Annotated in this window: 13 protein-coding genes and 1 pseudogene; 9 read left to right on the plus strand and 5 right to left on the minus strand. The window is 72.8% G+C overall.

The window, feature by feature from the left end; translation table 11 throughout:
• Positions 1–2: 2 nt before the first annotated feature.
• The 3 genes from HHX41_RS16980 to HHX41_RS16990 form a co-directional block, all read right to left on the minus strand.
• Complete coding sequence (locus HHX41_RS16980; protein ID WP_182906708.1) at positions 3–1,571, minus strand: glycoside hydrolase family 43 protein; 1,569 nt, start codon at positions 1,569–1,571, stop codon at positions 3–5.
• 165 nt (positions 1,572–1,736) lie between these two features.
• On the minus strand, positions 1,737–4,682 hold the full coding sequence (locus tag HHX41_RS16985) for an endo-1,4-beta-xylanase (RefSeq protein ID WP_182906709.1): 2,946 nt from the start codon (positions 4,680–4,682) through the stop codon (positions 1,737–1,739).
• Positions 4,683–4,830: 148 nt separating this feature from the next.
• Positions 4,831–6,207, minus strand: a complete 1,377-nt coding sequence (locus tag HHX41_RS16990) for a glycoside hydrolase family 5 protein (RefSeq protein WP_182906710.1) — start codon at positions 6,205–6,207, stop codon at positions 4,831–4,833.
• A gap of 244 nt (positions 6,208–6,451) precedes the next feature.
• Here HHX41_RS16990 and HHX41_RS16995 point away from each other — a divergent pair, with 244 nt between their 5' ends.
• From HHX41_RS16995 to HHX41_RS17005, 3 genes are all read left to right on the plus strand, one after another.
• The gene (locus HHX41_RS16995) at positions 6,452–7,462 is read left to right on the plus strand and encodes a LacI family DNA-binding transcriptional regulator (RefSeq protein ID WP_169980060.1); all 1,011 of its coding nucleotides are present in this window, start codon (positions 6,452–6,454) and stop codon (positions 7,460–7,462) included.
• Positions 7,463–7,770: 308 nt separating this feature from the next.
• Positions 7,771–9,618: an alpha/beta fold hydrolase gene (locus tag HHX41_RS17000; RefSeq protein WP_182906711.1), complete on the plus strand. Its 1,848-nt coding sequence runs from the start codon at positions 7,771–7,773 to the stop codon at positions 9,616–9,618.
• 143 nt (positions 9,619–9,761) lie between these two features.
• Complete coding sequence (locus HHX41_RS17005) at positions 9,762–12,374, plus strand: chitinase C-terminal domain-containing protein (RefSeq protein WP_182906712.1); 2,613 nt, start codon at positions 9,762–9,764, stop codon at positions 12,372–12,374.
• Positions 12,375–12,544: 170 nt separating this feature from the next.
• On the opposite strand, the gene HHX41_RS17010 is transcribed toward HHX41_RS17005, so the two are convergent.
• On the minus strand, positions 12,545–13,771 hold the full coding sequence (locus tag HHX41_RS17010) for an MFS transporter (protein ID WP_169980056.1): 1,227 nt from the start codon (positions 13,769–13,771) through the stop codon (positions 12,545–12,547).
• Between the two features lie 224 nt (positions 13,772–13,995).
• Here HHX41_RS17010 and HHX41_RS17015 point away from each other — a divergent pair, with 224 nt between their 5' ends.
• Together HHX41_RS17015 and HHX41_RS17020 are read left to right on the plus strand one after the other, a co-directional pair.
• Complete coding sequence (locus HHX41_RS17015) at positions 13,996–14,835, plus strand: copper resistance protein CopC (RefSeq protein WP_310742029.1); 840 nt, start codon at positions 13,996–13,998, stop codon at positions 14,833–14,835.
• The gene (locus HHX41_RS17020; RefSeq protein WP_182906713.1) at positions 14,832–15,878 is read left to right on the plus strand and encodes a copper resistance D family protein; all 1,047 of its coding nucleotides are present in this window, start codon (positions 14,832–14,834) and stop codon (positions 15,876–15,878) included. The genes HHX41_RS17015 and HHX41_RS17020 overlap by 4 nt, the downstream gene beginning before the upstream one ends.
• Before the next feature lie 133 nt (positions 15,879–16,011).
• On the opposite strand, the gene HHX41_RS17025 is transcribed toward HHX41_RS17020, so the two are convergent.
• Positions 16,012–17,295 carry a hypothetical protein gene (locus tag HHX41_RS17025; protein WP_182906714.1) on the minus strand — a complete coding sequence of 428 codons (1,284 nt, stop codon included), beginning with the start codon at positions 17,293–17,295 and terminating at the stop codon, positions 16,012–16,014.
• Positions 17,296–17,459: 164 nt separating this feature from the next.
• Here HHX41_RS17025 and HHX41_RS17030 point away from each other — a divergent pair, with 164 nt between their 5' ends.
• From HHX41_RS17030 to HHX41_RS17040, 4 genes and pseudogenes are all read left to right on the plus strand, one after another.
• The gene (locus tag HHX41_RS17030; protein ID WP_182906715.1) at positions 17,460–20,111 is read left to right on the plus strand and encodes an alpha/beta fold hydrolase; all 2,652 of its coding nucleotides are present in this window, start codon (positions 17,460–17,462) and stop codon (positions 20,109–20,111) included.
• Complete coding sequence (locus tag HHX41_RS17035; RefSeq protein ID WP_310742030.1) at positions 20,108–21,055, plus strand: ABC transporter permease; 948 nt, start codon at positions 20,108–20,110, stop codon at positions 21,053–21,055. The genes HHX41_RS17030 and HHX41_RS17035 overlap by 4 nt, the downstream gene beginning before the upstream one ends.
• A 510-nt stretch (positions 21,056–21,565) precedes the next feature.
• Positions 21,566–21,793 (plus strand): annotated as a pseudogene (locus HHX41_RS42330) (histidine kinase dimerization/phospho-acceptor domain-containing protein); the annotation flags it as partial.
• A gap of 3 nt (positions 21,794–21,796) precedes the next feature.
• Entirely contained in the window at positions 21,797–22,285 is a 489-nt protein-coding gene (locus HHX41_RS17040) for a sensor histidine kinase (protein ID WP_396794718.1), read from the plus strand.
• Position 22,286: the final 1 nt, after the last annotated feature.

Below are 22,286 nucleotides of genomic sequence, written 5' to 3' on the forward strand. Positions count from 1 at the left end.
GCTCACGGACTGAGCGGCAGGTACTCGAACCAGTCGAACGCGGCGACGTTGGAGCTCGGGCGGCCGTTGGAGCTGGCGTACATGCCGACGTAGGCGCCGGTGAAGCCGCCGGCGACCGCTGTGCTGAGGATCCTGCCGTCCACCGGGTCGCCGAGGTCGGTCCACTCCCCCGCCGTCACGGCGTACCTGGCCTGGTAGGCCTGCCCGCGCGCCTCCACGCCGAGGTACAGCCGCCGCTGGCCCGGCACCCGTACGGAGGCGAGCAGGTCGTCGCCGCCCGCCTTCCTGCGGACGAGTTCGAGGCCGCGCGGGGTCCGCACGAGCAGCACGTGATGGTCGTCGTTCTGCACCAGCGCGAGCCCGGCGCACTCCCCGGCCGCGGGCGTGAAGTCGAGCGCGGCGTGGACGGCGAAGTCCATGTGCTGCTGCCGGCGGGCGACCAGGCTCGGGTTGACCCGCTGGGCCAGCGTCTCCGGCCGCAGCCGCAGCCGCAGCCGGCTGTCGCCGAGGCTCCAGTAGGGCGTGCGCGGGGTGCGCAGGTGGTTCCAGACGGGCGAGAGCCGGCCGGCGTCGAAGTGGTCGCAGGCGGGGACGGCGGGCCAGCGGTGCTCGGGCAGCGCGGGCCCCGCCGCCACGGGCTCGACCCGCGCGGCGACCGGCCAGCCGTCCTCCCAGGTGACCCGGGTGAGGAAGGTCTCCCTGCCCAGGTTGTCGCCCCTCACGTTGCCGGCGCCCAGGTCGCCGGGGGTGCCGTACGGGCGCGTGGCCAGCAGCACCATCCACCACTCGCCGTCCTGGGTCTCCACCAGGTCGGCGTGGCCCGTGCAGGCGATGGGGTGACCGAGGCCGAGATTTCGGTGGGTGAGGATCGGGTTGCGCGGGTTCGGCTCGTACGGCCCGGTCACGTGGTCGGCCCTGGCCACCACGACCGCGTGGTCGTACGACGTGCCGCCCTCCGACGCCAGCAGGTAGTACCTGCCGCCGACCTTGTACAGGTGGGGGCCCTCGGCCCACACGGCGCCCCGCTGGGCGGCCTCCCAGACGACCCGCTCCTCACCGCGCGGATCCAGCGTGGCCGGGTCGAGCTCCAGGAGGTAGACCTCGGTCTCGCCGGGGTAGCGGGCCGCCTCCCTCTCCCTGGTGCCGGTGAACCAGACGCGGCCGTCGTCGTCGAACAGCAGCGAGGGATCCATACCGCGGGTGCCCGGCAGCCATCGGGGCTCGCTCCAGGGGCCCGCGGGGTCGGCGGCGGTGACGATGAAGTTGCCCCGCCCGTCCACCAGCGTGGTGACGACGTAGAAGACGCCGCCGTGATGGCGGATGGTGGCGGCGTAGACCCCGCCCGAGGGCCGCACGCCGTCCAGGTCGAGCTGGGACGGGCGGTCGAGCACGTGCCCGAGCTGCCGCCAGTTGACCAGGTCCCGGCTGTGGAAGATCGGCACCCCGGGGAACCACTCGAAGCTGGATGTCACCAGGTAGTAGTCCTCGCCCACCCGGCACACCGATGGATCAGGGTGGAACCCGGGGATGACCGGGTTCCGGTACTCCCACCCGTCGACTGCGTCGATCATTCGTCCCCTCTCTCTCAAGCGTGACCGGCCCGGTTCCCCTTCCGGGGAACCGGGCCGTCCGGCACGGACACGGTGCGCCAGAGCCTCCCAGCGCGGGGCCTCCCTGCGCCAGGCCCCTACGGCGGATCCGGCTCCGGTCATCGGTGTCCGGCTGGATGCCGGGGCTCAGCGCCGAAGTCGGAGCACGCCCCAGTGGCTGGTGTCCCGGTAGCCCTGCCCGGTGGCGTCGCTCCAGGTCACCGCGCTCGTACGGGCGGTCCCGGCGGCGTCGTTGACCTGGACGTCGAAGCCGAGCAGCGCGCCGTCCTCCAGGGTGACCGTGGGCAGTTTCACGGCCGCCTCGACGACGTATCCGCCGGGGACGACCTTGGCGGCGGCCGTCAGGTTGTCCTTCACGCCCGCGGCGTCGAAGGTGCCGCCGACGCTGGTCTTACCGGAGAAGCTGATCCGGTACTGGCCGTCGTCGTCGCCGTAGCCCCTGGTCTTGCCGTTGCCGGGGTCGACGAAGAACTCGACCGAGTCCTGCTCCCAGGGGTTGGCCGACTGCTCGCTGAGCGTGCCGTCGGCGACCTGCGCCAGCAGGTAGAGCGTCCCGCCGCTCCACAGGGCCCGGGCCCGCGCGGTCGCCCCGGACGTGCCCTGGATCCACGTGGCGGTGCGGATCTCCGGCGCCTCCGCCCAGACCCGGTCGACGGCGCCGTCCACCACGGGCTGCCGCCTGGGCGCCGTGGTGAGCTTCACCGCCGGCACGGCCGTCACCGTGCCGGTCCACGTGGTCTCCGACCCGCCGGAGGCGTCCCTGACCACCACGCCGACGTCGGTGCCGAGGGGAAGCCGCGCCTCCACCCGGTAGCCGCCGGACGTCTTCTTCACGGCCGCGTCCACGCCGTGCGGGTGGCTGCCGTCGCGCCCGACCGCGTACGGCCTGCCGCCCACGGTGAACGTCACCCGGTCGCCCCGGTCGTCGCCCGGGTCGCGCACCTCCGCCAGGACGTACAGCCACTTGGCCGACGAGCGGGCCTGGAACCCGGCCGACACCTGACCCACGCGGGCGATGGGGACGTCGGGCAGCAGGTCCCATTCGAGGTCGCGCCCGCCGTCCACCTTCGGCGTCGCGGCGGGGGCCTCCAGCCTGCGCATCAGCGGCGGCAGCTTCGCCGGGTCCACGATCCCCCAGTACGCCGGCTTGGCCTGGAGCTCGTCGTCGAAGGGCAGCGGCGCGTTCAGCCGGGTGATCGGGAAGGTCGACAGCCACGTGCCGTCGTCGGCCAGGCCCCAGACGGTGACCGAGCTGATCTCGCTCTTGTGCCTGCGGAAGACGTCGAACAGCTCCTTGTAGCGGTAGCCCTGCTCGGCGAGCACCTCCGCGGGGATGGTGTCCCAGGTGGAGACGAAGTCGGGGTAGACGCTCACGTCCAGCTCGGTGATCTGCTGGTCCACGCGGAGCGTCGCGAACTTCTCGATGGTGGCCTCGACCTCGGCGGCGGGCGGCTGCTCGATGTTCAGGTGGAGCTGGTGGCCGACGCCGTCGATCGGCACGCCCTCCGCCCTCAGCTTCTTCACCAGGGCGTACAACGCCTGCCGCTTGCGCGGGAACTCGGTGTTGTAGTCGTTGATGAACAGCTTGGCGGCCGGGTCGGTCTCGCGCGCGACGCGGAAGGCCGTGCGGATGAAGTCGAGGCCGGTGATCTGGAACCACTTCGACCGGCGCAGGCCGTCGGGCTGGTTCTCGTCGATCACCTCGTTGACCACGTCCCAGACCGCGATCTTGCCCTTGTAACGGCCGACCAGGGTCTTGACGTGGTTCTCCAGCCGCTTCAGCAGCAGCGCCTTGTCCTGCGCGGAGGAGGTGAGGTCGCGGTCGCCGTCCTTGAACACCCAGTCGGGCGTCTGGCTGTGCCAGGCGAGCGTGTGCCCGCGGAAGGTCAGCCCGTGCCGGACGGCGTAGTCCACCAGGTAGTCGCCCTCGGCGAAGCTGAACTCGCCCTCGCGCGGCTCGGTCGCGTCCCACTTGAGGTCGTTGCCGGGGGTGACGCCGCCGAAGTGCTTGAGCAGCAGGTCGCCGTGCTCGCCGAGCGTCTGGGCGCGGGAGATCGCCGCCCCCAGGGTGAACGGCACCTCGTCCTTCAGCGAGGGGATGCCGGTCTGGATCGGCTTGGGCTCGACGTACGTCAGCGTGAAGTCGTCCAGGTAGAAGGGGAACGTCCCGTCGTCGGACTCCACGTAGACGCTGAGGAAGTCCACGTCGTAGGCGAGGGTGTAGGTGCCGGTGAGCTGGACCCACTGCCCCGCCGGGACCGCCTTCGGCGCGGCCACCCGCTCGTAGCTGGGCGTGCCGCCGGTCCGGCGCTCGATCGACAGGCCGAGGTTGCCCGAGGTCGTGTCCGGGCCGAGGCGCACCCAGGCCGACAGGGTGTACTTCGCCCCCTTGGCCATCTTGCCCAGCACGCTGATCGCCGGGCCGTCCCACGAGGCCGAGCGGCCGGTGACGGCGAGGCTGCGCGTGCCGCCGTGCGCCGCCTCCGGGCTCGCCGTCAGGGACGCCGAGGCGCGCGGCGACCAGCCCTGCGCCGTGCCGGTCTCGAAGTCGGTGGTGAGCCCGGAGCGCGAGGGGTCGCTGTCGGAGGTGACCACGATGTCGTCGATGTAGTACTTCGCGGTGGCGTCGGAGCTCTCGGCGTAGAGCTGCAGGCCGGTGGAGTCGGCTCCGAAGGAGTAGGTGCCCGACAGCTCGGCCCAGCCGCCGTCGGTCACGGTGGCGGCGGCGACCCGCTCGTAGGTGGTGTCGCCGCCGTCAGGGGTGCGCTGCATGGTCAGCGCGATCGTGCTGGACGGCTCCCCGCTCACCATCCGCGCGTACGCGGTCACCTGGTAGGTGACGCCCTTCTCGAAGGGCGGGCTGATGGACGCCCCGTGCCAGGTGGCGGTGCGGCCGGAGGTGAGCAGGGAGCGCGACCCCGAGTGCGCGGCGTCGGAGGTCGCGCCGACCTCGACCCCGTCGCCTCTGGGCCCCCATCCCTGGGTGGTGCCGTCTTCGAAGTCGTACTTCGCGACCTGCACGGCCGCGGCGGCGGCGGGAGTCGCGTTCGCCACGACCGCCGGCAGTCCCATGAGTGCGCACAGCACGGCCGCGACAGCGGGCCGGACTGCAAACGAACGCAGCACGGCCGCGGCAGCGGGCCGAAGTGAGAGCGATCGCGGGACTACCGCGGCCGTCCGGGAAAGGAGGCTGCGCATCGGGGGGTCTCCTCGTGCCGCGCTAGCGCGCGGACAGGTTGTCGGCGAGAAGCCGGATCAGAGGCTCGCGCCGGGTGCAGTCGGACAGGGCGAAGGAGTCGGCGAGCGCGATCAGCTCGTCGTCGTCCAGCCCGCGGAACAGATCGGCGTACTCGGGGAGGAGCGCCTGTGCGATCAGGATGTGCCGGATGAGATCGTCGGTCTGGTAGCGGGCGCCCCACGGGTAAGGGTCCCAGCTGGGGAACTCGGTGTCGATCAGCCGGTGCAGCGGCGCGAGCTCGCCCGCCGTCTCCTCCATCGTCGAGCCCCACCGGTCGGCGCCGAGCCGCTTCTTCTTCGCCATGAACGGCCCGAACCGCTCCATGTACGACCCGCCGGCGCAGACCAGGCCCTGCAGGCCGACGTCCTTGTAGGTCCAGATGGACCAGCCGGCCTCGTACGCGTCGAAGATCTCCAGCTGGTCGCGCAGGATCTGGTAGCGCTGCTCGTCCACGGAGGGGTCACCGGTGTAGACGGGCCCGAACTCCCCGACCCAGATCGGCGTGCCGGTCTCCCGCTGGAAGGTGGTGCGGCGGGCGAAGGTGCGCTCCAGTTCGTCGCGGTCGCACCACTCGCCCCTGGTGAAGCCCGGGTAGGGGCCGCCGTGGGCGAACCCGGCCAGCGCGTAGTCGTGACAGACGAAAACGGTGTTCTCGTAGACCTCGTGGAAGACCGAGAAGTCGGTGGAGTAGGTGTTGCCGTCGAGGAACAGCACGTGGGCGGGGTCCACCGCGCGCAGCGCCTTGACCAGACGGTCGTAGAAGGGCCCGACCACCCTGCCGCTGGGGTCGCCCGGCTCGTTGATCGGGTTGTAGCCCGCCACCCAAGGGTTGTCCTTGTAGTGGTCGGCCAGCGCCTCCCACAGGTGAACCGCGCGGTCCTGGAAGTGCCGGTGCTGCCAGAAGGAGGCGACGTGGGTGGGGTTGTCGGAGTGCCAGTGCTGGTTCTGCGCCCCCGGGAGCGCGTGCAGGTCGATGACGCTGTAGACGCCGCGCTCACCCAGCATCCCGATCACGCGATCGAGATGGCGGAAGCCGCGCTCGATGATCTCCATCGGCCGGTCGTCCGTCTCGAAGTGACGGTAGTTGACCGGGATCCGCACGCAGTTGACGCCCATGTCCCGCAGCAGGTCGGCGTCGGCCTCGGTGAAGAACGAGGTGAGGAAGCGCTCGAAGAACAGCTCGTAGCGTTCCTCGCCGAGCGCTTCCAGCACCGCCGCGCGCATGGAGGACTCGTTGGCCGCGTAGCCGGTGATGAAGTTCTCCATGTTGAGCCAGCCGCCCAGGCCGACCCCCCGCAGCCGGACCGTGCCGCCCGTCTCGTCTACCAGCCGGGATCCGGACACACGCAGCAGCGTCATCGATTCTCCTCAATCTCCGAAAATCCTCGAAACCGGCGGCGTGGCCGGAGGGCGACGGCCCCGCTTCTCCTCGGCTACCCGCTGCTGAAAAGTTTCGGCCAGTATCCGAATGTTTCGTGGTCCGGAGGATAAGTAAAGCTGAGGTTAAGCGTCAAGGGCGCTGTCGGCTTGATCACGACGATGAACCGTCTCATCAGGAGGAACCGGTTCAGGTATCCCGAAAGTTTCGGCTACGATCTGCTTCATGCCAGTGAAAAGGCGGGTGACCATCGCCCAGATAGCGGAGGAGGCCGGAGTCTCCGTTCCGACCGTGTCCAAGGTGATCAACGGCCGTCCCGAGGTGGCGCCGGAGACCCGTCAGCGAGTGGAGCGCCTCCTGCAGAAGCACGGCTACCAGCGCAGGACGGGACAGGGCGACGGCCCGGTCGGTTTACTGGACCTGGTGTTCGCCGAGATCGAGAGCCCGTGGGCCATGGAACTGGTGCGCGGGGCCGAGCAGGCGGCGCACGAGGCCGCCGCGAGCGTGGTGATATCCGTGCTGCACACGCATGCGGGCCCCGGCCGTGACTGGCTCGAGCGCATCGCGGCGCGGCGGACGGACGGTGTGATCATCGTCAGCTCCCGGCTCTCGGTGCGGCAGCAGGGCCAGCTCAGCGCCCGCTCGATCCCGTTCGTCGTCGTCGACCCCGAGGGCGAGCCGCCACCCGGCGTGGCGTCTGTCGGCGCGACCAACTGGCACGGCGGCCTGGCGGCCACGCGCCACCTCCTCGACCTCGGACACACCCGGATCGGCATGATCGGCGGCCCGCCCGACATGCTCTGCAGCCGGGCCAGGATCGACGGCTACCGCGCCGCGCTTGAGACCGCCGGGGTGTCCATCGACCCCGAGCTCATCCGGTACGGCGACTTCCTGGTCAACTCGGGCCACGACGCCGGTCACGCGCTGCTCTCGCTGGACAACCCCCCGACCGCCATCTTCGCCGGCAGCGACATGCAGGCGTTCGGCGTGTTCGAGGCGGCCAGGCAGCGGGGCCTGCGGGTGCCCGAGGACCTCAGCGTGGTCGGCTTCGACGACCTGCCGCTGTCCCGGTCCGCGTGGCCGCCGCTGACCACCGTGCGCCAGCCGCTGGAGGAGATGGCCGCGCTGGCCGCGCGCATGGTGCTGGCCATGGGCCGGGGCGAGAACACCGAGGCCCGCCGCGTCGAGCTGTCCACCGATCTGGTGATCCGGGAGAGCACCGCAAGTCCCCGGTGAAAGCCCGGCGGAACGATGAAACCGCAACCGGTCCCATGATCGTCCAAAATGGGAGCGCATGGACGAACGGGGGCGCGATGGCCGACGGACACGCTAAGGTTTCTGCGGATATCGCCGGGTTCGCGGGACGGGGCTGACGGTTGCGGAGTTGGGGTGGAGCGGCCGTCACGGCATTCGCCGCGGCACTCGTGCTCCTGGGAGGTTCCGGGTCGGCGGCCCTCGCGGCGCCGGCCCGCGACGAGGCCGGGACTGTGCGGACCACGGCTCATGGGGCGGTTGGGGCGCACGCGGCGGCCGCCTCGGCGCCGATGGTTCCCCGGGCGACCGGGGCGGCGGAGCCGTCCGTCGAGGAGCGGCCCTGCCCGGTCGCCGTGCCGTCCGGCACGACCTGCGGCTACCTCCTCGTCCCCGAGCGGCGCGACGTCCCCAACAGCAGGACCATCAAGGTCGGCTACGCGGTGCACCACGCGCCGGAAGCCTCGGGTCAGCCGGCCGATCCGGTCGTCTACATGAGCGGCGGCCCGGGATCGGCCTCGCTCCAGCTCACCGGATTCCTCACGCAGATGCTCCCCGGCCGCGACGTGGTCGTCCTCGAACAGCGCGGCGGCCGTTACTCCGAGCCCAGGCTGAGCTGCCCCGAGATCGCCCGCGGGATCGTCGACACCCTGCGCGGACCCGGGCCGGGAGCGGCCGAGAACGTCCCACTCGCCCGGCAGGCGCTGGCCTGTCAGTCGCGCCTGGAGGCGGAGCAGGTCGACCTGCGCGGCTACCGGACCACCGAGATCGCGGCCGACGTCGTGGACCTGCGGGCCGCGCTCGGCTACCCGGGGTGGCACCTGTTCGGCGTCAGCTATTCCACCCGCCCGATGCTGCTGGCGGCGGCGCGCGACCCGGAGGGCACCCGGGGGGTCGTGCTGGACTCCCTGCTTCCCGCGCGCGCCCACTGGTACGACGAGGCGTCCGCCGCGCTCTCGGCGACGATGACCAAGCTGGGGATCGCCGCCAGGTTCGACGCCATGGTGAAAGCGCTCAACGCCCGCCCCGCGACGTACGAGACCCGGGACCCGCTCACCCGCGAGCGGCTGACCGTACGGCTCAACGGGGACGACGTGGCGACGATCCTCGCCGAGGCGCTGCACGAGACCGACGTGATCCCGATCGTGCCGGCCCTCGTGGACGGGCTGGCCGCCGGGCGCACCGAACTGCTGCAGCCGCTGGTCGACGCGGCGGGCGACGGGCTGACCTCGCACGAGTGGGGGCTGTACTACGCCGTCCAGTGCCAGGACGAGGTGCCGGACAACACCTTCCCCGAGTCGCGGAGCCCCCGGCTGTTCACCGGGGTCGTCGACGCGGCGGTCTGCGACGCCTGGGGGCTGCCCGCCGCGCGGGCCGAGGCCGACGCGCTGACGCCCGGCGCGACCGCCGCCCTCGCCTCCGCGGGAGGCGAGACGGGAGGCACGGCCACCGGGAGCGCGGAAGGCACGGCGGCCGGGAGCACGGAAGGCACGGCCGCCGGGAGCACGGCCCCGCCGATCCTGGTCCTGGGCGGCGGGTACGACCCCACCACCCCGCCGGAGGCCGCGCGTGAGGCGGTGTCGGCCGTGCCGGGCGCGCGGTTCGCCGAGTTCGCCGGGACCGGGCACGCCGTGTTCCTGTCGAACGGCTGCGCACGCCGGACGATCGCCGCGTTCCTCGACGACCCGGCAGCGACGGCGCGCGCCTGCGATCCCGGCGCCGCGCCGCACGCGCTCGTGCGGCCGGGCGATCTCGCCCTCACCTCCTCGGTCTACCGGCTGCTCCGGTCGCCGATCCCGCTGGCGGTCCCCGCGGCCTTCCTGCTCGTGTCGGTCGTCCAGCTCCTCGCGGCGCTGGTCTCCCTGATCCGCAGGCGCGGCGGCGGGTTGAGCGCGCTCGCGGGCCTGGCGGGCGTCGCGCTGTGCGGGCTGTCGGCGCTCAGCCTGTCGGCCATGGAGGACTGGACCGCACTGGCGATCGGGGTGCCGCACGGCCTGGCGTGGTACGGCCTGCTGGCCCTCGTCTCCACCGGGCTGTCGATCGTCGAGGCGTTCCGGCTGAACGCCGCCGCCGCCCGGATCGTCCCCGCCCTGACCGGTCTGGCACTCATCGCCTGGCTGTACGGCTGGCTGCTCGCCTGATCAAGCAGGCCTCAAGAAAAAGTTAAAAGGAAAGTTTCTTATTAGAGAGGATTGACGGGGCAGCTCACACCGGCTTACCTTCCGATCAACCCCCTGGGGGCGGGGTGTGGAACGTCGGCACTTCGCCTGTCGGAGGTGTGGCTGTGCGCCTTTCCCTGTTCTCCCGGACCGCACTCGCGGTCTGCCTCACGCTCGCCGCCGGGGCCGTGGTGCTCGGCGGCGGCACCGCCGGGGCCGCCGCCGGCGACGAGGCGTGCCGGCCCGACGGGCTCTACCGGACGCCCGGGGTGGACGTCCCCTACTGCCTCGCCTACGACGAGAACGGCCGGGAGAAGATGGGCGCCGGCCATCCGCGCCGCATCATCGGCTACTTCACCGGCTGGCGCGACGGATCCAACGGGCAGACCCGCTACCTCGTCACGGACATCCCGTGGGGCAAGGTCACCCACATCAACTACGCATTCACCCACGTGGGGGCGGACAACAAGATCTCCGTCGGGTCCGGCACGCCGAAGAACCCCGCCGTCGGGATGACCTGGCCGGGCGTGACCGGCGCGGAGATGGACCCCGCCTACTCCTTCAAGGGCCACTTCAACCTCCTCGCCAAGTTCAAGAAGCAGCACCCGGACACCAAGACGCTGATCAGCGTGGGCGGCTGGGCCGAGACCGGCGGCTACTTCGACGACGCGGGGAACCGGCAGGCGAGCGGCGGCTTCTACACGATGACGTCGACCCAGGCGGGCATCGAGACGTTCGCGGACTCCGTCGTGTCGTTCCTGCGCACGTACGGGTTCAACGGCGTGGACGTCGACTACGAGTACCCCACCTCGATGAAGGACGCGGGCAATCCGCTGGACTGGCCGACCGCCAACGCCAGGCGCGCCACCCTCATGAAGGGCTACGCCGCGCTGATGAAGACGCTGCGGGAGAGGCTGGACGCCGCCTCCGCCGCCGACGGCAGGTACTACATGCTGACGGTCGCCGCGCCGTCCAGCGGCTACCTGCTGCGCGGCATGGAGACCTACCAGGTCACGCAGTACCTCGACTACGTGAACATCATGTCCTACGACCTGCACGGCGCCTGGAACAAGTACGTCGGCCCCAACGCCTCGCTGTTCGACGACGGCAGGGACGCCGAGCTCGCCGCCGCCGGCGTGTACGGCACGGCGCAGTACGGCGGCATCGGCTACCTGAACACCGACTGGGCCTACCACTACTTCCGCGGCGCCCTGCCGCCGGGACGCGTCAACATCGGCCTGCCGTACTACACCCGGGGCTTCAGGAACGTGCAGGGCGGCACGAACGGCCTGTGGGGCACGGCCCCCTCGTCCACCTGCCCGGCCGGGGCCGGCCTGACGAGCTGCGGCGACGGCGCGATCGGCATCGACAACCTGTGGCACGACCTCGACACGGCCGGCAAGGAGTCGCCCGCGGGGTCCAACCCGATGTGGCACGCCAAGAACCTGGAGAAGGGCGTCCTCGGCGACTACCTGGCCTCCTACGGCGTCACCGACACGTCGCTGACCGGCGCCTACACGCGTCACTACGACTCCACCCTGGTCGCGCCGTGGCTCTGGAACCCCGCCAAGAAGGTGTTCCTGTCGACGGAGGACGAGCAGTCGGTGGGGGCCAAGGCCGACTACGTGGTCTCCAGGGGCCTCGGCGGCACGATGGTCTGGGAGCTGGCGGGCGACTACGGCTGGAACGCCGCCAAGGGCCAGTATGAGCCGGGGTCCACGCTGACCACGCTGATGTACGACACGTTCAGGACCGCCGCGCCGTACGGGAACGTGCGGGCGACCACCCCGATCCCGGCACAGAAGCTGGACATCTCGGTGGAGTTCCGCGACTTCGCCCTGGGCGACAACAACTACCCGATCAACCCCAAGATCCACATCACCAACAACTCGGGCGTGACGCTGCCGGGCGGGACGGAGTTCCAGTTCGACTACGCCACCTCGGCGCCGGGCAACGCGGCCGACCAGTCGGGCTTCGGCTCGACGATCGTCCGCAGGGACCACACCGCGCAGAACAACGTCGGCGGCCTGAAGGGCGACTACAACCGGGTGTCGCTCAAGCTGCCGAGCTGGCAGACCCTCGCGCCGGGCGCCTCGGTGGACGTCGCCTTCGTCTACTACCTGCCCACCTCCACCCCCTCCAACTGGACGGTCTCCTTCGGCGGCACGACGTACGGGATCACCCAGGACCTGGCCAGGGGCGGCGTGACGGCCTCCCCCTCCGTGTCTCCCCCGGTGTCACCCTCGGTGTCACCCTCGGTGTCACCGTCCGTGTCCCCCTCGGCGTCCCCCTCGGCCTCCCCGTCGGCCGGCGCGTGCACGGCCCCCGCGTGGTCGTCCACGACCGTCTACACGGGCGGCCTCGTCTCGTACGCCGGTCACACCTGGAAGGCGCAGTGGTGGACCCTGGGCGAGACGCCGGGCACCGCGCAGGTGTGGCTGGACCAGGGACCCTGCGCGTCAGCGTCCCCTTCGGCCTCGCCGTCCGCGTCCCCCAGCGCTTCCCCGAGCGCCTCGCCGTCCGCCTCGCCTTCGGCCTCGCCGTCCGTGTCGCCTTCGGCCTCGCCCTCGGCATCGCCCTCGGCGAGCCCGGGTTACCCGGCCTGGACCGCCGGTACGGCGTACGCGGCGGGCGCCCGGGTGACCTACGGCGGCGCGGTCTACCAGTGCCGGCAGTCGCACACCGCGCTGGCGGGCTGGGAGCCGCCGAACGTCCCCGCCCTCTGGACCAGGATCTGACCTTCGCCCGTGCCCGCACGTCCGGCGGCGGCCTCCGCCCGGACGTACGGCCAAGCCTCCGGGCCGTGCCGGACCGGTGACACCGGCACGGCCCGGAGCCGATGCCCGGCGGTCTCCAGCCCATCACCGGGCTGGAGACCGCCGGGCGTCACACCGTCCGGTGTCCTTTCTCACGCCCCCGTGCTTCGGGCACGGCGGGCCACGTGCCGGGTGACCAGCAGCATCCCCCCGACCGAGGCCAGCATGCCGGCGACGATGACCGGCACGACGGCCCCGAACCCGGAGGCGCCGGCGACGAGACCGAAAAGCGGGGGGCCGAGGAGCGCGCCCACGCTGCCCATCTGGGCCACCATCCCGGTGCCCACGTCGGCGTGGTCGAGGCGCTCTAGCACCAGGGGAAGGGCGGCGAAGGCGAGGGCTCCCAGCAAGCCGTTCTCCAGGGAGACGACCCCCGCGCCGGCCGCCGCGACGGCCAGCGGCCCGTCGGCGACGTAGGTCAGCCAGGCGGCCGGCACGACCAGCAGCCCCGACGCGGCGAGCGCGGCGAGCGGCACGCCCCGCCGGAGCAGGACTCCCACGGACAGCCCGCCGAGAACGCCGGCGAACGAGATGGCGGAGGTCAGGGCCCCGGCGGCGCCGGCCGAGCTCGCGTGCCGGTCGATCAGCAGCGTGGGCAGCAGCACGACCACCGGCATCGTCACCAGCACCATCAGGCAGAAGGACACGGTGAGGAGCGCGGGCCACGCCAGCGCCCGCGCGCCGGGCACGGGCCCGGCGACCGCGCCGGAAGCGGACGGCCGCGGCAGCCGCACCCGGACGGCCACCGTCGTCAGCAGCGTCAGCCCCGCGATCAGCAGCACCCAGCCGCGCCAGCCGAGGGCCTCCCCGGCGGCGCCGCCGGCGAGCGTGCTCACTCCGATGCCGACGGGGACGAACGTCGCCCAGACGGACAGGGCGAGACCCCGGTCCCGTTCCTCGGCGAGTTGGAGGATCAGCGCCGGGCAGGCGATGGAGACCACGAGATAGCCGGCGCCCTCGGCGACGCGGGCGGCCAGCAACCAGGCGAAGCTCCCCGCGGCCGCGCTCAGCGCGCTCGCCGCCGCCATCAGCGCCAGGGCGGCGACCAGCGCCCTGCCCGCGCCGGACCGGCGGACCAGATATCCGGCGGGCAGACCGGCGACGGCCCCCACCCCGACCACCGCCGAGATCACCCAGCCCAGTTGCGACAGCGACAGCCCGAGCTGATCGGCCATCGACGGCCCGACCGAGGAGAACTTGCCGTAGCTCATCGCCGCCACGACGCCGGCGAAGTAGATGACGAGGATCGTCAGCCACGGCGAGCGCCGCACCGGCGCCGCGTTCCGCTCGGATCCGCCTACCGTCGGCTGGGGGGTCATGGCTCTCCTTCGTGGCGGTCGTTACAGCGGGCGTACGGTCCCAAATGGCGAATCCGGCTTGTTGTTCACTCAATCAGGAGAAGGCGTACGCCGCCCGGCACATCACCGAAGCCGATCACCACGGCACCGTCCGCAGCGGTCGGGGGTCCACCGTGGGCGTGGGGAGGTTCCGATCAGTGGGACCATGGCTGGGTCTGCGCCCGGTGAAAAGGAAGGCAAGGCAGGTGGACCAGGTCGCCCGGATGTGCAACGACGCCCCGGCCCCGCGCGTCGGTCGGCGAACGACCGGACAGACCGCCCCGCCCCCGGCGGCGGTACGCGCCGCCGTGCCGCGTAACCGTCTGCGGCTGCTCGCCGCGCCGCTGCTGGCCCTGCTCGCGGTGCTGCTGGTCGCGACGCCCGCACGGGCCCACGACGTGCTCGTCGCCAGCGACCCCAAGGACGGCGCGGTTCTCGGCGCGATGCCCGCCGCTGTGACGCTCACCTTCAACCAGGTCGTACGCCGCGACTACGCGAGGATCGCCGTCACGGGCCCGGACGGCGCCCACTACGAGCAGGGCGAGGTCAGGGTGGACGGCCCGCGTGTGTCCATCGGCGTACGGACGGGCACCCCCGCGGGGGCCTACGCGATCGGGTACCGCATCGTGTCGAACGACGGTCACCCGGTCACCGGCACCGTGAAGTTCAGCGTGACCGGTGCGGGCGCGGCCCCCGGGACGGCCGCCCAGCCGACGGATCCGCCGGCGGCCGGGGCGGCGGGCTCCGGCGCGGCGACCGGTCAGGGCGGCGGAAGCTGGGTCTGGGGCCTGCTGGCCGTCACCGCCGCGTTGCTGGCGCTGTGCGCCCGCGTGCTCGTGAAGCACGACCGTCGGATGCGCGAGGGAATGGTCCCGGCTCCCCCGGCAGCGGACACGGCGGCGGGCACGACGGCGGGCACGACGGCGGACACAGCAGCGGACACGGCGGCGGGGCCGGCGCGGGCGGCCTCTCCCGCCGGTACGACGGGCGGCCCTCAGACAAGCGGCCCGAAGACAAGCGGCTCGGCGACGGGCGGCACGGCATGACCGCGACCTCGGAGCGCCGCGTCCCGGCGCGCCGGTCCGGGCCCGGAGCGGAGCGGGCCCGCGCCCGGGTCCCGGCGGCCGGGCTGACCGCCGGCGGCGTCCTCGCGGTCGTGATCGCGACCTGGCTCACGGTGCCCGGGGCGGTGCCGGGGCTCCCCATGCCGGGCACGATCGTGCAGTACGGCCTGCCCGTCGTCCGCCTCGTGCTCGACCTCGCCGCCACCGCGACCGTCGGGCTCAGCCTGCTCCCCAAGCTCCTCGGCTTCGACGACCCGGACAGGACCGAGCCGGTCGCCGCCAGAGCCCGGCACTGGGCCGTGCTGTTCTCGCTGGTCTGGTGCGCGGCGGCGCTGACGTCGGCCGTCCTCAGCGCGGCCGAGATCACTCCGGGCGGCGTTCCCGACGTGGCGGCCTACGTCGACGGCATCGGCGCGGGGCAGGGCATGATCGTGAGCGCGTCGTGCGCCCTGGCCAGCGCCGCCGTGGGGATGCTCGCGGTGCGGTTCGGCGAGAAGGTTCCGGCCGAGTTGCGGGTGCTCGTCGCGGGGTTCGGGCTGCTGCCGCTTCCGGTCACCGGGCACGCCTCGAACTGGTACTGGCACGACCTCAGCATGGTCTCGATGGAGTTGCACGTCATAGGCGCCTGCGCCTGGGTGGGCGGCCTGGTCGCACTCGCCGTCCTGCTGCCGCGCCATCGCGATCTGCTCGCCCGCACGCTGCCCCGGTTCTCCCGGCTGGCGACGTACGCGCTGATCGTCGTGGGGCTGTCCGGGCTCTTCAACGGCCTGGTGGAGCTTCTGCTCACACCCGGTGAGAGCTTCCCCGCGTCGCTGGTCACCACCGGCTACGGCCGGCTCGTGGTCGCCAAGACGGTGTTCACCGCGCTGATCGCGCTGCTGGGGGCCAACATCCGCTGGCGGCTGCTGCCCGCGGTCACACGTCAGGCCCCGGCGGCGTTCGCCGCCTGGGCGGCCCTGGAGCTGACCGTGATGGGCCTCGCGTACGGCGTCGCGGTCGCACTGACCAAGGCCCCGGTGGCCTGACCCACGGCCCTGCCCGGCCACCGGGACACGAGACGATGGCATCGGACACCGGAACGCCGAAGGGGCCGCACCCGCGAGGGAGCGGCCCCTTGACATCAGAGTCGGCAGAACCCGCAGGTGCGGGCGGCGGCCGTCAGGCCGTGGGCTCGGACACGGCGGCGGGCGCGGGCGCCGCCTCCGACGCCGCCTTGGACCCCGCCTTCGACGCGGCATCGAGCGGCGTGTCCGGCTCGGCCGCTATCTGGCTGTCCCCGGCCCGCCTCTCCTGAGCGATCCTGTCCTCCGCCGCGGCGGCCGTCAGGCCCTGGCGGCCGGCGAACCACTCCACCGCGTACCACACGACGGCCAGCGCGACGAGCGCCACCGGCCAGAACTCCGGCGCGTACGGCGGGGCTTCCAGCACCCGGTCCTGCGCCAGCAGCCCGCCGTACACGCCCGCGGTGGCGAGCACCGCGCCCGCGAGCGGCCGCAGCAGCCTGACCGGAACCAGGAAGGCCAGGTCGACGCAGAGGCCCGCGAGCAGGAAGAAGAACGGGATGGTCGACGGCGGGAACCCGCCGCCGACGAGCAGCGGCCAGATCAGGCAGCGGTAGGCCACGTACGACGCGGCGACAGCGGTGGCGGTGAAGCGCCGGCCGATCATGACGCGGGCGAAGACCAGGATCCCGATGCCCACCACGCCCGCGTACACCGCGTAGACGACGTCCGGCACGGGCAGCGAGAACTTCAGGACCATGGCGCGGTCCACGGCCTGCCCCATCTGCTCGGCCGCGAAGTTGAGCAGCGTCGGCTCGGCGTACGGCTGCCCCCGGTCCCAGGAGGCCAGCTCCAGCACGCCGTACTCCTGCTGCAGCTCGGGGAAGTGCGCGTTCTCCAGGAAGAACGCGAACAGGCCGCCCAGCACCAGCGCGCGCCGCCTGCCGGAGATCTCCGCGTAGCGGCCCGAGCCGATGTACCAGCCGCGGATCACGCCGGCGAGCATCAGCGCGGTGCCGATGTACAGCAGCGCGTGCGACGGGCTCCAGGCGGTGATGTCGATGCCGTTGACCCGGTGGTTGATCAGGTCGAGCGGGATCGCGATGAGGAAGACCCCGCTGCCCCACACGATCAGGCGGGAGGCCGTGCGGTCCACCCCGTAGCCGGTGTACCAGTGGACGATGGTGAGCGCCACGGCGATCACCGTGCCGGCCGTGTTGAGCAGGTGCGGCGGGGCCAGGTCGTCGCGCAGCCACTTGAAGTGCCACGACACGTCCCAGCTCGACCCGAGCACCTTGAGGACGAACGCCGCGAGCCAGCCCAGGTAGAGCACCCGGAAGAGGTCCTCCGGCGTCTGCCTGCCCGCCTCCCCTCTCGTCCAGTAGGGAAGGGCCCACTCGATCACGCGAGCGGGGACTTGCTTGAGCGGCGTTCCATTCACGCGCGAAATGATGCCGCTCCCCATGGTGGGGCGCAATCAGGGATTACCCCGATCCATCATCACGATTCGTACCTCTGCTCGGGTGCGGACGGGCGAGGCACGGTCATCCACAGGCGCGGCGGGCTCCTCAGCTGTCTCTCAGGAGTGACGAGTAGCATCTCGACATGGCTTTCCCGGGTGGGCGGCGTGCCCTCGCGATCGTGGTCTCGCTGGTCATCCTGATGGCCGCAGGCGTGACGTGGGCTCTGTGGCCCTCCGACCCCGTGGTGAAGGATCGTGACCTGGTCATCCCCGTCATGGACGGACCGTCGGACGACCAGCGCGTCGACCTCGACGCCACCTTCTATCCCCCCGCCTCCGGCGGCAGGGCTCCTGCGGTGCTGCTCGCCCACGGCTTCGGCGGCAGCAAGGAGAGCGTGCGCGAGCAGGCGGGACGGCTCGCGGGGCAGGGCTACGCCGTGCTCACCTGGTCGGCGCGCGGGTTCGGCCGCTCGACCGGGCAGATCGCGCTCAACTCCCCCGACTACGAGGTCAAGGACGTGCGGGGGCTGATCGACTGGCTGGCCCGGCGGCCCGAGGTGCGTCTCGACGCCCCGGGCGACCCGCGCGTCGGGATCGCCGGCGGCTCCTACGGCGGCGCGATCGCGCTGATGACCGCGGCCTACGACAGCCGGGTCGACGCGATCGTCCCCCAGATCACCTGGTACGACCTCGCCGACGCGCTCTTCCCCGACGCCTCGGGCAAGGGGCCGGTGAACGGCGTGTTCAAGAAGATGTGGGCCGGCATCTTCTTCACCTCCGCCGCCGACCGGCTGGCCCCGGGCGGCGGCTCCGGCGCGGGCGGTCTCGCCGGCCTCGCCGGCGCGGCCGCGCAGCCGCCCGGCGGATCCGGGGGCCGGGAGGCCGGACAGGGGGCCAGGCAGGGGGCCGGACAGGCAGGCCCGGCGACGCCCGGGCCCGACCAGGTGCGGTGCGGGCGGTTCCTGCCGCAGATCTGCGAGATGTACCAGAAGGTGGCCGAGACCGGCCGGGCCACCCAGGATGCGGTCGACCTCCTTCGGCGGTCGAGCCCGGTCTCGGTGCCCGGCAGGATCAAGGTGCCGACACTGCTGCTCCAGGGCCAGCATGACTCGCTGTTCCCGCTCTCGCACGCCGACGCCAACGCCCGCGCCATCGCCGCCACCGGCGCTCCGGTCGAGGTCGCCTGGTTCAACGGCGGCCACGACGGCGGCGACGGCGAGGCCGACTGGCTGTCCGGCCGTACGACCGGCTGGTTCGACCGCTACCTCAAGGGGACGGGCTCCCCGACGGGTGACGGCGGCTCCGCCGCGTTCACCGTGACCAGGGACGGCGGGCGCGACCCGGGCACGCGCCGGCCCGTGCTCCTGCACGCGACCGGGGACCGCTACCCGGGTCTGACGGGCGGGGAGCGGACGACCGTCGCCCTCGACGGCCCCCAGCAGCCGATCGCCAACCCGGCGGGCGGGTCACCCGCGTCGATCTCGGCGGTCCCCGGCCTCGGCGGGCTGCTCGGCGGCACCGGCGGCGGGTCGATCGCGCTGGACATGCCCGGCCAGGCGGCCGTCTTCGAGTCCGCCCCGCTGGCCAAACCCACGCAGGTCACCGGCAGCCCGACCATCACGATCAGGGTGTACGGCACGGGCGAGGCCACGTTGTTCGCCAAGCTCTACGACGTCTCCGGGGGGGCGCTGCCGGTGCTCCCGTCGAGCCTGGTCGCGCCGCTGCGGGTCACCGCGAGCGAGGCGGGCACGCCGGTCACCGTGACGCTTCCGGCCATCGACCGGCGTTTCGACGCCGGGCACAGGATGCGGCTGGTGGTGTCCACCACCGACCTCGGGTACGCGACGCCCGCCGCCCCCGCGGTCTACCGGGTCGCGCTCGACACCCCCGCGCTGGAGCTGCCCGGGGACGCTGCGCTGCGGACGCCCGCCACCGGCCCCGCGTGGTGGACGTGGGCCCTGCCGCTCGTCGCGATCGTGGCCGCCGCCGTGCTCCTGCTGACCGGCAGGGCCAGGCGCGGCACGCACGCGGGCGACGCCCCTGACGCCGAGTCGGCCGGGGTGCCCTTGGTGATCAGCGGGCTGGGCAAGCGCTACCGCAACGGAGAGAAGGCGGTCGACGACCTGTCGTTCCGGGTGGAGAAGGGCCAGGTGCTCGGCCTGCTCGGGCCGAACGGCGCGGGCAAGACCACCACGATGCGCATGCTCATGGGCCTCATCCACCCCGACGAGGGCGAGATCCGGATCTTCGGCCACCGCGTTCGCCCGGGCGCTCCGGTGCTGTCGCGACTGGGCTCGTTCGTCGAGGGGCCCGGCTTCCTGCCGCACCTGTCCGGGCGGGCCAACCTGGAGCTGTACTGGCAGGCCACGGGACGGCCGCCGCAGGACGCCCACATGGAGGAGGCGCTGGAGATCGCCGGGCTCGGCGTGGCGCTGGAGCGCGCGGTGCGCACCTACTCCCAGGGCATGCGCCAGCGCCTGGCCATCGCGCAGGCCATGCTCGGCCTCCCCGACCTGCTCGTGCTGGACGAGCCGACGAACGGCCTCGACCCGCCGCAGATCGCCGAGATGCGCCGGGTGCTCAGGGCGTACGCCGAGCGGGGGCGCACCGTCATCGTCTCCAGCCACCTGCTCGCCGAGGTCGAGCAGACCTGCAGCCACGTCGTCGTCATGCACCGCGGGCGGCTGGTGTCGGCCGGGCCGGTCGGCGACCTGCTCGGCACCGCGGCGGCCGTCAACGGCGGCGGGCCACGTCTGGAGGACGTGTTCCTCGACCTGATCGGAGAGAGCCGTTGAGCCCGAATCGACCGGCCACGGACCTGACCGGAGACGTCCCCGCCGACGGACGCGCCGCGCCGGTCGCCCAGGACGGACCGGACACGCGCGGGGGCGACGCGGGGGGCCGGGCGCCCGGCTACGCGCCGGGGCGCACGCTGCCGCTCCGCGTGGAGTTCGTGCGGCAGTTGCGGCGGCGCCGGACCATGGGGATGTTCGGCGTGCTGCTCGCCCTGCCGTGGGTCCTGGTGGTGGCGTTCCAGTTCGGGCCGGCCGGGCAGGGTCAGAGCAGCCTGCGGCTGTCGGACCTCGCCACGGCGGGCGGGCTCAACTTCGCGGCCTTCGCCCTGTCGGTGTCGGCCAACTTCCTGCTGGTCGTCGCCGTGGCCCTGTTCTGCGGCGACACGGTGGCGAGCGAGGCGAACTGGTCGTCGCTGCGCTACCTGCTCGCGGCGCCGGTGCCCCGCGACCGGCTGCTGCGCCAGAAGCTGGTGGTGGCGCTGACGTACTCGGCCGCCGCGGTGACCGTGCTCCCGCTGATGGCCCTGCTCGCCGGCACGCTGGCCTTCGGGTGGAACGACATCACCGTTCCGGGGACCGGCGAGGTGATCCCCGCCGCCGACGTGCTGCCCAAGTTCGCCGTCGTGATCGGGTACGCCCTGGTCAGCCAGCTGGTGGTGGCCTCGGTCGCCTTCCTGCTGTCGGTGGGCACCGACTCCCCGCTCGGCGCGGTCGGCGGGGCGGTCGGCCTGGTGATCGTCAGCACCATCCTGCAGGCGGTCGAGGCGCTGGGTTCGCTGCGCGAGTTCCTGCCCACCTTCTGGAACACCGCGTGGCTCGACGCGCTCGCGCCCGAGCCCGACTACAGCGGCATGGTGAAGGGCGTGGCGGTCTCCGTGACCTACTCGGTGATCCTCGTCGCCCTGGCGTTCCGCCGCTTCCGGCGCCGGGACGTCGTGTCCTGACGGGACTCCGCGCGTCCCCGGGCATTCCAGCTAGCAGGAAGGCCCGGGGACGGCTGACGGTGGGACGGGAATGGAGGCTGCCAGCGCAGACAGGACGGCGCCGGCAGGAACAGGGTGGTATCGAAGCCGCCCGGGACATCCGGGCCGACGTCCCTCACGCCCGGCGTGGTGGTCCTCGATCGGCCACAGCCGTACGGCCCCGCCGGACGTTCGAGAACGCGACAGCACCACGACCGCAGTCGGAGGTGACCAGGTGCCGAGGACACTCCCGGACCCGACCGCTCCCTGGCCTGGCCGGGCGCCTTCTCCGAAGGCGCTCGCGCCGCCTCGCGGGCGCCGCACGCCGCCTCACGGCCGGGGCGGGCCTGCGGGGGCCGCGACACCGACGGCAGCGTCCCGATGAGCGTCATGTGCCACCACGACCCCGCCGCCACCGGTGATCCGAGCACCCGCGGCCCCGCCTTTCCCGGCGAGGACGAGGCCGCTCTGCCGGTACACGCCGCAGAGAGAATGCCGGCGGGGCTCGCGGACGCCGGAACGTGCTTGGATCGCAGGGCCGAGCAGCGGCGCCGGTTCCTGGCCGGCGCCTCGCACGAGTTGCTCACCCCGCTCGCCGGGCTGCGGGCGCAGTTGGAGGAGGCCCGGCTGCACCCCGCCGAGACCGACGTCACCGAGCTCGTCGATTGCTCGCTGAGAGACGTGGACCGTCTGCAGGCGGTCGTATCCGACCTGCTGCTGCTCCTGAAGGCGGGGGCGAAGCCGCCCCTCGGGAGAAGAGCGGCCGACCTGGCCGAGCTGGTGCGGACGGAGGTCTCCTGCCGGGCGCACCGGTCACCGGTGCTGCTCCGGCTCATCCCCGGCGTGGCGGTCCACGCCGTCGAGCACGAGATCCACCGCCTGCTGGGCAACCTCCTGGACAACGCGCAACGCCATGCCAGGAGCAGGGTGCTGGTGGAGGTGCGCCAGGAGGACGCCCACGCGGAGCTCGCCGTCTCCGACGACGGAGGCGGCGTCGCCGAGGCCGACCGGGAGAGGGTGTTCGAGCCGTTCACCCGGCTGGAGGAGTCCCGTGGCCGCGGCCGGGGCGGCTCGGGCCTGGGCCTGACCATCGCGCGGGAGATCGTGCGAGCGCACGGCGGGACCATCGGCGTGGAGGACGCGGCGGAGGGCGGCGCCCGCTTCGTCGTCCGCCTGCCGCTCGCCGGTCCTCCGCCCGGCCGGGGGGAGTGAC

The organism is Microbispora sp. H13382 (assembly GCF_014161445.1).
GTDB lineage: Bacteria > Actinomycetota > Actinomycetes > Streptosporangiales > Streptosporangiaceae > Microbispora.

What these genes read in the sequence shown, in the direction of transcription:
- HHX41_RS16985 (WP_182906709.1), bottom strand. Translation starts at nt 4,682, where the DNA reads ATGGGACTGCCGGCGGTCGTGGCGAACGCGACTCCCGCCGCCGCCGCG.
- HHX41_RS17000 (WP_182906711.1), top strand. Translation starts at nt 7,771, where the DNA reads ATGGTTCCCCGGGCGACCGGGGCGGCGGAGCCGTCCGTCGAGGAGCGG.
- HHX41_RS17030 (WP_182906715.1), top strand. Translation starts at nt 17,460, where the DNA reads ATGGCTTTCCCGGGTGGGCGGCGTGCCCTCGCGATCGTGGTCTCGCTG.
- HHX41_RS17010 (WP_169980056.1), bottom strand. Translation starts at nt 13,771, where the DNA reads ATGACCCCCCAGCCGACGGTAGGCGGATCCGAGCGGAACGCGGCGCCG.
- HHX41_RS17020 (WP_182906713.1), top strand. Translation starts at nt 14,832, where the DNA reads ATGACCGCGACCTCGGAGCGCCGCGTCCCGGCGCGCCGGTCCGGGCCC.
- HHX41_RS16995 (WP_169980060.1), top strand. Translation starts at nt 6,452, where the DNA reads ATGCCAGTGAAAAGGCGGGTGACCATCGCCCAGATAGCGGAGGAGGCC.
- HHX41_RS16980 (WP_182906708.1), bottom strand. Translation starts at nt 1,571, where the DNA reads ATGATCGACGCAGTCGACGGGTGGGAGTACCGGAACCCGGTCATCCCC.
- HHX41_RS16990 (WP_182906710.1), bottom strand. Translation starts at nt 6,207, where the DNA reads ATGACGCTGCTGCGTGTGTCCGGATCCCGGCTGGTAGACGAGACGGGC.